6 protein-coding genes are annotated in these 12410 nt (G+C 63.8%); 3 read left to right on the top strand and 3 right to left on the bottom strand.

What is annotated here, in order from left to right; all coding sequences use genetic code 11:
• Window positions 1-363: 363 nt before the first annotated feature.
• Window positions 364-1284 carry a LysR family transcriptional regulator gene (locus G559_RS0111255; protein ID WP_028628312.1) on the bottom strand — a complete coding sequence of 307 codons (921 nt, stop codon included), beginning with the start codon at window positions 1282-1284 and terminating at the stop codon, window positions 364-366.
• A gap of 115 nt (window positions 1285-1399) precedes the next feature.
• Here G559_RS0111255 and G559_RS0111250 point away from each other — a divergent pair, with 115 nt between their 5' ends.
• From G559_RS0111250 to G559_RS0111240, 3 genes are all read left to right on the top strand, one after another.
• A complete protein-coding gene (locus tag G559_RS0111250; RefSeq protein WP_028628311.1) occupies window positions 1400-1849 on the top strand; it encodes a carboxymuconolactone decarboxylase family protein in 450 nt (149 codons plus the stop codon).
• On the top strand, window positions 1846-2268 hold the full coding sequence (locus tag G559_RS0111245) for a cupin domain-containing protein (RefSeq protein ID WP_028628310.1): 423 nt from the start codon (window positions 1846-1848) through the stop codon (window positions 2266-2268). Before G559_RS0111250 ends, G559_RS0111245 begins: the two co-directional genes overlap by 4 nt.
• Window positions 2269-2620: 352 nt before the next feature.
• Window positions 2621-11332, top strand: a complete 8712-nt coding sequence (locus G559_RS0111240) for a GH36-type glycosyl hydrolase domain-containing protein (RefSeq protein WP_028628309.1) — start codon at window positions 2621-2623, stop codon at window positions 11330-11332.
• Between the two features lie 187 nt (window positions 11333-11519).
• Here G559_RS0111240 and G559_RS30390 read toward each other — a convergent pair whose 3' ends face one another.
• Together G559_RS30390 and G559_RS30385 are read right to left on the bottom strand one after the other, a co-directional pair.
• On the bottom strand, window positions 11520-11666 hold the full coding sequence (locus G559_RS30390; protein WP_137823229.1) for a lmo0937 family membrane protein: 147 nt from the start codon (window positions 11664-11666) through the stop codon (window positions 11520-11522).
• A gap of 60 nt (window positions 11667-11726) precedes the next feature.
• Window positions 11727-11873, bottom strand: coding sequence for a lmo0937 family membrane protein (locus G559_RS30385; RefSeq protein WP_155945713.1), 147 nt, complete (start codon window positions 11871-11873; stop codon window positions 11727-11729).
• Window positions 11874-12410 lie beyond the last annotated feature (537 nt).

Here is a 12410-nt window from a genome sequence, read left to right as displayed (position 1 = left end):
CAGAGGTCACTTTTCATTCGACCGCGTTAGCAACGCAGGAGCGTGATATCGACAAGCGCAGCTCTGTACAGCCGGTAGCGACCTGGTTGGCCATAACTCGGCGCCGCGGCGGGCCTCTGCGGATCGAGCACGGCCAGCGTTGGGTTCACTTTTTAATTGACCGCTCCGCTGGAGCAGCGCTCGAAATCGGTACGGCATACGTTAAGTGTTTGTTCTGTAAGGGTTTCACTTTTTAAAGGGCGGTTTTCTACTTTTTAAGTGATGCCCACAGCGTTTGTGTACCTCGGTGCTCACGCTCTTCTCCTCTAGGCTTCGCATAATCTATATTATGTTAAATCTATGATATGTGTAGGTGCCTTGGATCTAGCGTTTCATCGTCCAGAGCGGATCGTTGGCCATTAGCGCTGCTCCCCACTCCGCAAAGGCGCGGACCCGCGCAGACAAATGTCGTGTCGGGGGATACACGAGGCTGATCGGCATGCCATCCATCTCCCAGCCAGGCAGGACCTCAACCAGAGTCCCCGACTGAAAATGGGGACTCGCCTCCGCGCGTGGCACCGAAACGATGCCAAGGCCTGCCAACCCGGCCGAGATGTATGCGCCGCCATTGTTGAACCGCATTGCCGGCAGTTGTTCGATCCTGAAGCTGTCGTCGCCTCGCCGCAGTATCGGGATCATTTGCTTGCCTGAGCCGGGAAATGTGAAACCGAGATACCGCTGATGCAGCAAGTCGTTGGGCTTGAGGATGGGCGCGGCGTTCATCAGGTACAGAGGCGAAGCACAGAGGCAGAAGCGCATCAGCCCCACAGGGCGACACACCAGGTCCTGATCTGCGACCGGGCCACCGCGGAAAGCACAGTCGATGCCTTCCTGGACCAGGTCGACCACTCGTTCGCTGCACCCGATATCCAGCTGAATCTGCGGATGTTGTGCGGTGAACTCCGGTAGTGAAGGAATGAAAAGACACGTCGCGACGCCAGAAGGCATCTCAACCCTCACCCTGCCACGTGCCACGCTGCGACTCTGGGCAACCGACGCCTCAAGTTCGTCGAGGTCATCCAGTACAGAGCGAGCCCTTTCGTAATAGGCGGCACCATCAGTGGTCGGTGTGACTCGTCGCGTGGTCCTGTGCAGCAGCTTCACACCCAGCAACGCTTCCAGCCCCTGAATCTGGCCGGAGATGGTGGTCTTCGCTACGTTCAACGCCTCCGCTGCCCGGGTAAAGCTTCCCACCTCCACGATCCGGCAGAAGGCACGCATTGCTTCCAATCGATCGAAGGCCATAACTGTCCTGATTTCCGCACAATGAAAACGCTTAAGGCTAGTTTATCCACGAATTTTCGACCAATAAAGTGCACTCCAGAGCCGAAATCCTTCGGCCACTCTGGAGAGTTCAGCGATGAGTTCCAAACGCCTCAACTACTACCAAGCCGCCCCGCAAGCCATGAAGGCCATGATGGGCCTCGAGAAAGCCGCATCCGAATCGGTGCTGCCGCGTTCCCTGCGTGAGCTAGTACGGATTCGCGCTTCTCAGATCAACGGATGCGCCTACTGCATCGACATGCACACCAGCGATGCGGCCAAGGAAGGCGAAAGCCTCCAGCGTCTTATGGCGATTAGCGTCTGGAAGGAAACGCCGTTCTTCGACGATCGTGAACGCGCCGCCCTGCTGTGGACCGAGACGCTGACTCTGGTTGCCACTCGTCATGCACCGGATGAGATCTACGAACAGGTGGCCGCCGTGTTCACCGAGCAGGAGCTGGCTGAACTGACCTTCGTGATTGCCGCTATCAACGCCTGGAACCGCTTCGGCGTCGGCTTTGCGATGCAGCCGGAGTTGGCGCCATGAACCTGCTCGCCAAGACCATCGGAATTGCCTTCATGGGGTTGCTCAGTACCGCTGCCCTGGCCCACGGGAGCGGCGGTGCCGGAGACGAAATCGTCACGCCGGTCGCGCAGACCACACTGCCGCCCCAGCTATACAGGACGGCCACCGCGCTTCGCGTGGACTTTGCCCCTGGCGCCACCTCGACGCCCCATCGCCACCCCGGACACGTCTTTGTGGTGGTGCTGAGTGGTGAAGTGGAATCTGCCCTCGACGGCCAACCTCCGCAGCGCTTCAAGGCAGGCGACGCCTGGTACGAAAGCCCCATGCAGTTGCACCGCATCACCCGCAATGCCAGCGCTTCGGAACCGGCTTCATTGGTGGCCTGGCTGCTGTCCGACGGCAAAGAGGCGCTCGTCCAGCCCGTCAAGTTGAAACCCTAGTTCGCCCTGCAGCGGCAACGCGGCGTCCCCCACTTGCGCAGGACGTCACAGCCGGCTGCACGCGGAAATCGGCGCTCTCGCAACGTTCGATGGAAACGAGAGCGCCACCCTTACTCGAACGTCACGTTCCGGATAATGCGCTGGCTATCCCCGCCCGACCGGCCAACGGCGCAACGTCCAGCTATGTGCGCTAGCAGACAGACGCCCGTGGACTCTCCTCCCAGACTCGATCAGGCAACTCTGCACAGCACGTGGCCCGGGTAGCTGCACGATGGGGTTGCGGCACTGCGTGCCGTGACCCCAGGAGCCGGGCATGCGCACGAGCATTTCGACGCTACTGGCGGTTACCGCGATGAATATCTTGCGTACCTTGGCATCGCTCCGGCTACCCAGCCTCAACGCCCTGCTCTCGCGCTGGCGGATGGCCTTCCGACATTTCGAGTATGAGCCCGACTTGCGCTCTGACCTCTTCAGCGCGGAACAGATGGAGCAGCATGGCCCTCTCCTCGCTGGGCTGCACCGGCTCAGCCCGCTCAAGACGCCGGACGGGTTGTTGCAGCGGCTGGCCGACAACGAAACGACCCTCGCCAGCAGTTGCAGGATTCTTACGGCTGCCGCGCTGTCGAGCCGGCGCATTACGCCCGCCGGGGAATGGCTGCTGGACAACCACTACCTCATCGAAGAGCAGATCCGCACCGCCCGGAAACACCTTCCGACCGGATACTGCCGGGAGCTGCCGCACTTGGCCGCCGGCGGCTCCGAGGGGCTGCCGCGGGTCTATGACATCGCCCTGGAGACCATTTCCCACGGAGATGGACGGGTGGACTGCGACAGCCTCAGTCGATTCGTCAGCGCCTACCAGGCGACGACGCCACTCAAGCTCGGCGAGCTCTGGGCCATTCCCATCATGCTGCGCCTGGCGCTGATCGAGAACCTGCGCCGCGTGGCCTCGCGGGTCATGGCCAACTGGGATGACCGCAACCTGGCCGATGACTGGGCGGACCGGTTGGCCGAGACCGCCGAGCAGGACCCGAAGAGCGTCGTGTTGACAGTGGCCGACATGGCGCGCGCTTCGCCGCCGATGACCAGCTCCTTCGTCGCCGAACTGGCCCGCCGCCTGCAAGGTCAGAGCGCGGCGCTGGCATTGCCGCTGAGCTGGATCGAACAGCATCTGGCCGAATCGGGGCTGAGCATCGAGCGCCTGGTATCGGCTGATGCCCAGCAGCAAGCCGCCGACCAGGTAGCCGTCAGCAACAGCATTGCCAGCCTGCGCCTGTTGTCGGCAACCAACTGGCGTGACTTCGTCGAAGCCATGAGCCATGTCGAGCAGTCATTGCAAGAGGACCCCTCCGGCGTGTACAGCACCATGGAGTTCGCTACCCGGGACCTTTATCGGCATGTGGTCGAACACCTGGCCAAGCGCTGCGAACACTCGGAATCAGCCGTTGCCCGTATCGCCCTCGAGCTGGCAAGCCGCGCACCGGCCGAGGCGATCGCCGGCCACGTTGGCTACTACCTCGTCGACAACGGACGATCTGAACTCGAACAGCGCCTGGGCGTGCGCCTGACACTCCAGGAACGCTGGGAACGCTTATTGCGGAGCGCCCCCCTGCTCTTCTATCTGGGCCCGGTGATAGCGCTGGCACTGGGCTTGACCTGGCCCTTCATCCATTGGGCGCTGGCCAGCGGGCTGCCTACCATTGCAGTGGCCTTGTTGGCGCTGTCCGCCGCTCTGATGGCGAGCCGGTTGGCGGTCAGCCTGGTGAACTGGCTGGTCACCCTGACGGTGACTCCTCACCAACTACCACGGCTGGATTACAGCAAAGGCATCCCCCCCGAGGCGCGCACCCTGGTGGTGGTGCCCACCTTGATCGGTAGCGCCAAGGACATCGACGAGCTGTGCGAAGGCCTTGAGGTCCGATTCCTGGCCAACCGCGACGACAACCTGCATTTCGCCCTTCTGAGCGACTTCCTGGACGCCGACACCGAAGTTCAGGAGCAGGACGTCGAACTGCAGTCCCTGGCGCGGGAGTGTATCGAGGCGCTGAACCACAAGTACCCCGACGCGGCGGTGGACCGGTTCTTCCTGTTCCATCGTGCGCGTCGCTGGAACCCGGCTGAGCGAACCTGGATGGGCTTCGAGCGCAAGCGTGGCAAGCTCTCCGAACTCAACGCCCTGTTGCGCGGTACCGGCCTGGATCGCTTCGCCCTGATCGTCGGCAGGATCGACATCCTCCGGCAGGTGCAGTACGTCATCACCCTCGACACCGATACTCAGCTGCCGCGTGATGCCGCGCGGCAATTCGTCGGCACCCTGGCTCACCCGCTCAACCGCGCCCGGTTCGATCCCCGTCGGCCACGCATCATCGGTGGGTACGCCATCCTGCAGCCACGGGTGGGCATCAGCCTGCCGAGCACGGCGCGCTCCGTATATGCCCAGCTGCTCGGTAGCGATGCCGGCGTCGACCCCTATACCCGCGCCGTGTCGGACGTTTACCAGGACCTGTTCCATCAAGGCTCGTTCATCGGCAAGGGCATCTACGCGGTGGATGCCTTCGAGCGGTCCCTCAACGGCCAGTTCCCGGATAACCGGATCCTCAGCCATGACCTGATCGAGGGTTGCTTCGCGCGTTCCGGGCTGCTCAGCGATGTGCAGCTGTACGAGGAATTTCCGTCGCGCTACAGCAGTGATGTGAAGCGCCGCCACCGCTGGATACGCGGCGACTGGCAACTGTTGCCCTGGACCCTTCCCTGGGCGCCGAACGCCCAAGGGCGCCAAGAGCGCAACCATCTTGATGCCCTGTCGCGCTGGAAGATCGCCGACAACCTGCGGCGCAGCCTCGAACCCGCGGCGTTTCTGTCGATGTTCCTGGCCGGCTGGCTTCTTGTGGACCAGCCGCTGGCCTGGACCTTGGCGATACTCGCTATCGGCATGCTCACGCCGCTGCTCGCATCATTGCTCGACCTGCTGCGCAAACCCCACGACATGTCGCTGGGGCAGCACCTCACAGCCTGCCTGCGCACCTCCTCCCAGCACTTTTCCCGCGCCTTGCTGAGCCTGGCCTGGCTGCCCCATGAAAGCCACTACAGCCTCGACGCCATCCTCCGCACCCTATGGCGCATGTACGTCAGCAAATCCTGGCTGTTGCAGTGGAGCCCCTCACGGGAGGTCGAGCGCACCAGCACCAACCAACTGAGCGGCTTGTACCGGATGATGTGGATCGGCCCGGCACTGGCCCTGTTGCTCGTGGCCTTGCTGTTGATGAAACCCGCGTCCCTGGCGGCGGCCGCCCCCCTGCTGTTGCTGTGGCTGGCCAGCCCCGCCATCGCCTGGAGACTGAGCAGGCCGTCGACACCCAAGCACTTCGCTCCAGCGGCGGAAGACCTGCGCTTTCTGCGCAACCTGGCGCGCCAGACGTGGTCATTCTTCGACCAGCATGTCGCCCCCGAGGACAACTGGCTGCCACCCGACAACCTCCAGGAGCACCCCACCCCTACCCTCGCCCACCGCACATCACCGACCAACATAGGCGCGGCCCTCCTGGCCAACCTGGCCGCCTATGACTTCGGCTACCTCAGTGCGACACGCCTGCTACAGCGCTGCGAACACACCCTGGCCACCATGGCGAGTCTCGACCGGCACCGCCGGCACTTCTACAACTGGTACGACACCCAGACCTTGCAGCCCCTGGCCCCGCAATATGTGTCGACCGTGGACAGCGGCAACCTGGCGGGAATGCTGCTGACCCTGGGCCCCGGACTTCTGGCGCTGGCGGACGACAGCCCGTTCCAGGCGAACCAGTTGCGTGGTCTCGAAGACACCCTGGCCGTACTGGAAGTCGCTTGCGCCGACGAAGAGCACGCGAGGCCTGCCCTGCGCAGGCTTCGCGACCTGCTGGATGCCGTACTGGCGGAACCGCCGACATCGCTGGCGGCAGCCTGTGGTTGCCTGCAAACACTGCGCGATGGCGTGGAGGATCTGGCAACGGCCAGCGAAGCCGCGCCCGACAGCGATGCCGCGTTCTGGCTGCAAGCCCTACGCGCACAATGCGCGGACCTGCACGACCAGTTGCGACTCTGCCAGTTGCCCAGCTCCGACGTTGAGGCCTCCTGCGCAGACCTTTCGCCCCTGCCCTCCTGGCGCCAACTCGCCCAACTCGACGCCGGCCTGTGGCCGGAATCGGTGCGAGGCAGCGTGGCCGCAGTGCGCCGCCATGCAGCCGCGCGGATCGGCGATGCCGAGCGCCTGGCCGAGGCAGCAGCCGGCTTCGCGGACATGGACTTCGGCTTCCTTTATGACAGCGAGCGCAACCTGTTCTGCATTGGCTACAACGTCGACGAACGCCGCCGGGATGGCAGCTACTACGACCTGCTCGCGTCCGAAGCACGGCTGAGCACCTTCGTGGCGATCGCCCAGGGCCAATTGCCCCAGTCGAGCTGGTTCAGCCTCGGCCGCCTGCTCACCAGCACCCGGGGAGTACCGGTCCTGTTGTCCTGGTCCGGCTCGATGTTCGAGTACCTGATGCCGCTGCTGGTGATGCCGAATTACGAAGGCACCCTGCTCGACCAGACCTGCTGCGCCGCGGTCGCCCGGCAGATCGAATACGGCCAGCAGATGGGGCTTCCCTGGGGGGTATCGGAATCCGGCTACAACACGCTGGATGCGCACTTCAATTACCAGTACCGGGCCTTCGGCGTGCCCGGCCTGGGACTCAAGCGTGGCCTTGGCGATGACATGGTGGTGGCACCCTACGCCTCCGCACTCGCCCTGCTGATAGCTCCCGAGCTGGCCTGCCGGAATCTGCAAGCCCTGGCCACACAAGGCCTGGCCGGACGTTATGGCCTGTACGAAGCCATCGATTTCACCCAGGCGCGCCTGCCCCGCGGACAAAACTTTGCAGTGGTGCGCTCGTTCATGGCCCACCACCAGGGCATGAGTTTGCTGGCACTGGCCAGTCTGCTGCTCGATCGCCCCATGCAGAAGCGCTTCGAGTCGGATCCGCAGTTCCAGGCGAGTGCCCTGTTGTTGCAGGAGCGCGTGCCCAAGAGCGCGCAGGAGTACCAGTACGCCTACGACCTCCAGGCCGGCAGCACCGCCACCCGTCCCGTCGAGAACAGGCTGCGGATATACGCAGATCCGGGACGCCGTCAGCCCGCCGTGCAACTGCTTTCCAATGGCCGCTACCACGTGATGGTCAGCAGCGCCGGCGGCGGCTACAGTCGCTGCCGCGAGATGGCCGTAACGCGCTGGCACGAAGACGCCACTTGCGATGACTGGGGCATGTTCTGCTACCTGCGCGATATCGCCAGCGGTGAATTCTGGTCCGCCGCGCACCAGCCGACGCTGAAGCGCCCGGACCAGTACGAAGCTATTTTCTCCGATGCCCGTGTGGAGTTTCGCGTTCGCCATCGGGACTTCGACGCCCACAGTGAGATTGTCGTCTCCCCGGAAGATGACATCGAACTGCGCAGGATCACCTTGACCAACCGCGCTCGCGCCCGGCGCAGCATCGAAATCACCAGCTATGCCGAAGTGGTGCTGGCACCGGCCATGAGCGATGCGTTGCACCGGGCGTTCAGCAATCTTTTTGTACAGACCGAGCTACTCGAGCCACTCCAGGCGATCCTCTGCACGCGCCGGCCACGTTCGCGCGAGGAGCAGGCACCCTGGTTCTGCCATCTGCTGGCGGTCCATGGGGCGGACATCGATGCCATCTCCTACGAGACCGACCGCGCGCGCTTCATCGGCCGAGGCCGAAGCCTGGTCAACCCGGCGGCCATGGATTCCGACGCGCAGGCACTGGGTGGCGCCGCCGGCTCCGTCCTCGACCCTATTGTCTCGATTCGCTGCCGCATCACCCTGGATGCGGGCGAGAGCGTCACCCTCGATCTGGTCAGCGGCGTCAGCGACAGCCGCGACGGCTGCCTGCAACTGATCGACAAGTACCGCGACCGTCACCTTGCCGACCGGGTTTTCGACCTCGCCTGGACCCACAGCCAGGTGCTGCTGCGCCAGCTCAACGCCTCCCTGGCAGATGCCTGGCTGTACGAGCAGATGGCCGCGTCCATTCTCTATGCCAATGCGGCGCTGCGGGCGAAGAACGGCGCCCTGACCAGCAATCAGCGCAACCAGTCCGGTCTCTGGGGCCAGGCCATTTCAGGCGACTTGCCAATCGTGCTTCTGCAGATCGCCGATCCGGCCAACATCGAGCTGGTGCGCCAGCTGGTGCAGGCCCATGCCTACTGGCGGCAGAAGGGCCTGGCGGTCGACCTGGTGATCTGGAACGAGGACAGCGCGGGCTACCGGCAGAAATTGCAGGACCTGATCATGGGGCTGATCACCTCGGGCGCCGAGGCCAACCTGATCGACCGGCCCGGCGGGATCTTCGTGAGGCCGGCGCAACAGCTCTCGCAAGAAGATCGCACCCTGATCAAAGCGGTCGCGCGAATCATTCTCAGCGACACCGCAGGAACACTGCACGACCAGGTGCTTCGCCGGCAGCCCAAGGCACCCTGGCAGCGCTTCGACCCGGACCTCATCCTCCCGCCGACACAGCCGCCGGTTCCAGCCACTGGCGTCGCCGACCCCGCTCTGTGCCTGGCCAACGCCTATGGAGGATTCAGTCGCGACGGCAAGGAGTACGTGATGAAGCTGGAACCCGGTGTCGCCACCCCTGCTCCCTGGGTCAATGTGCTGGCCAATCCGGCGTTCGGTACCGTCATCTCGGAAAGTGGAAGCGCCTACACCTGGAACCTGAACGCCCACGAGTTCCGCCTGACGCCCTGGCAGAACGATGCGGTTCGAGACACCGGCGGCGAGGCGCTCTACCTGCGCGACGACGAGACCGGCCACTACTGGTCGCCGACGCCCTTGCCCCGGCGCGGCAGCGGGCCGTACGTGACACGTCACGGTTTTGGTTACAGCTGCTTCGAGCACCGCGAAGAGGGTATCGAAAGCGAACTCTGGGTCTACGTGGCGCTTGATGCGCCGATCAAGTATTCCCTGCTGAAAGTCCGCAACCTTTCCGGGCGCCCCCGCAAACTGTCCGTTACCGGCTACGTCGAGTGGGTGTTGGGCGACCTGCGGGACAAGACCGCCATGCACCTGGTCACCGAACTCGACAGCGGAAGCGGCGCGCTGCTCGCGCGTAACGCCTACTCAATGGAGTTTCCCGGACGGGTGGCCTTCTTCGCGGTGGCCCCGCCAAGCCGCAGCCACACCGCCGACCGCAGCGAGTTCATCGGCCGCAACGGCAATCTCCAGGCACCGGCCGCGATGGCCCAGGGGCAACTCCTGGGCCACTGCGGCGGCGGCCTTGACCCCTGCGCCGCTCTCCAGGTGGGCATCGAACTTGCCCCCGGAGCCTCACGCGAGCTGGTGTTCTGCCTGGGCGCCGAGCGGGACGCCGGGGCCGCCAGGGACCTGCTGGGCAATGCCCTCGACACTGGTGCAGCCCACACAGCCTTGCACGCCGTGCGCGAGTACTGGCGCGAAACCCTGGGCCAAGTGCGGGTGGAAACGGCAGAGCCGGCTGTGGATCTCCTGCTCAATGGCTGGCTGCTGTACCAGGTCATCGCCTCGCGCTTCCTGGCCCGCAGCGGTTACTACCAGTCTGGCGGCGCCTACGGCTTCCGTGACCAACTGCAGGACAGCATGGCCATGCTGCACACGGCGCCCGCGAGCGCGCGCGAGCACATGCTGCTGTGCGCAGCCCATCAGTTCCTGGAAGGCGATGTACAACATTGGTGGCACCCTCCCCTGGACCGCGGCGTGCGCACGCGCTGTTCGGACGACTACCTGTGGTTGCCCTTGGCGGTCAGCCGATATGTACGGATAACCGGCGACCGGACTGTGCTCGAAGAACGGGTCGGCTACCTCGAAGGACGTGAACTGAATGCGGGCGAGGAATCCTACTACGACCTGCCGGAGCGTTCGCTGCTGCAGGAAAGCCTCTACCAGCATTGCCTGCGTGCGCTGGAACACGGAATGGCACGCGGCGCCCACGGATTGCCACTGATGGGGGGCGGCGACTGGAACGACGGCATGAACCGGGTCGGTGAACTGGGTACGGGCGAGAGCGTGTGGCTGGGCTTTTTCCAGCACGCGGTCATGGAGCAGTTCGCGGTGACCGCGCTGGAGTATGGCGATACCCCCTTTGCCTTGCGCTGCAACCAGCAGGCCGCGCGGCTACGCGCAAGCCTGGACACGCACGGCTGGGATGGCGCCTGGTATCGACGTGCCTACTTCGATGACGGATCGCCGCTCGGCTCGGCCGGCAATGAGGAATGCCGCATCGACTCCATCGCCCAGAGCTGGTGTGTACTTTCGGGCGCGGCTCCGGCCGAGCGGCGACGCCAGGCCATGGATTCCCTCCATGAGCACCTGGTGCAGCGCAAATCCCGTCTGATCCTGCTGCTTGCGCCGCCGTTCGACCGCTCGCAACCCGATCCTGGCTATATCAAGGGCTATGTCCCCGGTGTACGCGAGAACGGCGGTCAGTACACCCATGCAGCGGTCTGGGCGAGCATGGCCTTCGCCGAAATGGGCGACAGCGCACGAGCCTGGGAGCTGCTCGACATGATCAACCCGATCAGCCATGGCCTCGCTGGCGCCATCGAGGCGTACAAGGTCGAGCCCTACGTGCTGGCGGCCGATGTCTATGCCGTGTCTCCGCACGAAGGCCGTGGCGGGTGGACCTGGTACACCGGCGCGGCTGGCTGGATGTTCCGCCTGATCCTCGAATCCCTGTTGGGCGTGCACCGCGAGGGTACAAGCCTGCGCTTCGCACCCGTGCTGTTGGCAGCCTCGCGGGGGTACAGACTGGACTACCGCTTCGGCTCGACGTTGTACCACATCAACCTGGTGCAGACCGATGCCGTGCCCGGAGGACAGCAGGTGAGCCTCGATGGCGAAAGGCGGGATGATTGCCGCGTGCCCCTGTTGGACGATGGCAAGGACCACCACGTCGAAGTCCACTGCCAACCCTGTGGCCCCGCACAACTGCGAGCCTGGCCCGAGGACAGGGCCGCGCACACGTCGGGGTATGGAGATGGCACGGCCTGAAGCAACACAAGGCAGCTTCCGTTGCCCTCGGCGAACAGGCCTGCCCAGGAGAAATGCTGGAACCTGTCACGACCCTGTGGTCTGGGTTGAGCCCTGACCACCAGGAGGGTTGGCCTCTTTGCGAGGCCCTGGAGGCCAGGGACTGCTCCTTAGTTGCGAGAAGATCGCCGATCTTCCTGCGTCATGGTCATGAACGTCGTCCCTGAATTATCTGGAGCACGAGCAGCACGACTGCCGCGACCAGGAGGATATGGATGAACCCGCCCATGGAGTAGGACGTGACCAGTCCCAGCACCCACAGAACCAGCAACACGATCAGAATGGTTTGGAGCATTTGAGTTCTCCTCTTGCAGTCTGCGCCCACGGTACCCGCGGTGCAGTGTCATCTGCTGCGTCAGAATCGCCGGCCTTGGAGCATCAGGAACACCAGCCCCGCCAGCGCCACGACCAACAGAATGTGAATGAGTCCGCCCAGCGTGAACGACGTGATAAGCCCGAGCGCCCACAGGATGAGCAAGACAATCACCATTGCACCTACCATGACTGCACCTCCACGAATGACTTCGTACCTGTATCGAGGAAACCAGTTTGGAGGCGCTGGCCGGAGGCTGTCTGTGCGCCATCGTACGCGTGCGGTCCAGAACCCGGACCATGGTCATGAGTCATCAACTCTGCCTGTGAAGATCGAAATACCTGATTTACAGGATGAAGTCGGATTTTCAGTAGCCCGGATGTAATCCGGGGAACGTCCAATCGCCGCTCCCGGATTTCATCCAGGCTACGATCTGGCCGGCTGCATCCGCGATGCCCCCTTAAAGGGGCCATAGGCAAGTCCACTAACGCCCAGTGCGATTTCCTTGGCCAGGTCCTTTCTGACGTCTTCCGCGACGTTGCCGGCCAGGGTGGCCTTGCCATTTCTTACAAACTCTTCGAGGTCATTGGCGCGCAGATGAGAAGAACTTCAGTTTTTTGAGTCCCGACACCATTCGCTCCCCTGGTAGCACCGTTCGTGCGTGCAATTGCAGTTCGCAGCCTCAACTGTTGATTCAGGTCAAATCGAAACACCTCGGCACGGCCC

It is taken from the genome of Metapseudomonas resinovorans DSM 21078 (genome assembly GCF_000423545.1).
Taxonomy (GTDB): Bacteria; Pseudomonadota; Gammaproteobacteria; order Pseudomonadales; family Pseudomonadaceae; genus Metapseudomonas; species Metapseudomonas resinovorans.
This window is presented reverse-complemented; position numbering and strand designations above follow the sequence as displayed.

What these genes read in the sequence shown, in the direction of transcription:
- G559_RS0111255 (WP_028628312.1), bottom strand. Translation starts at nt 1,284, where the DNA reads ATGGCCTTCGATCGATTGGAAGCAATGCGTGCCTTCTGCCGGATCGTG.
- G559_RS30390 (WP_137823229.1), bottom strand. Translation starts at nt 11,666, where the DNA reads ATGCTCCAAACCATTCTGATCGTGTTGCTGGTTCTGTGGGTGCTGGGA.
- G559_RS0111240 (WP_028628309.1), top strand. Translation starts at nt 2,621, where the DNA reads ATGAATATCTTGCGTACCTTGGCATCGCTCCGGCTACCCAGCCTCAAC.
- G559_RS0111245 (WP_028628310.1), top strand. Translation starts at nt 1,846, where the DNA reads ATGAACCTGCTCGCCAAGACCATCGGAATTGCCTTCATGGGGTTGCTC.
- G559_RS0111250 (WP_028628311.1), top strand. Translation starts at nt 1,400, where the DNA reads ATGAGTTCCAAACGCCTCAACTACTACCAAGCCGCCCCGCAAGCCATG.
- G559_RS30385 (WP_155945713.1), bottom strand. Translation starts at nt 11,873, where the DNA reads ATGGTAGGTGCAATGGTGATTGTCTTGCTCATCCTGTGGGCGCTCGGG.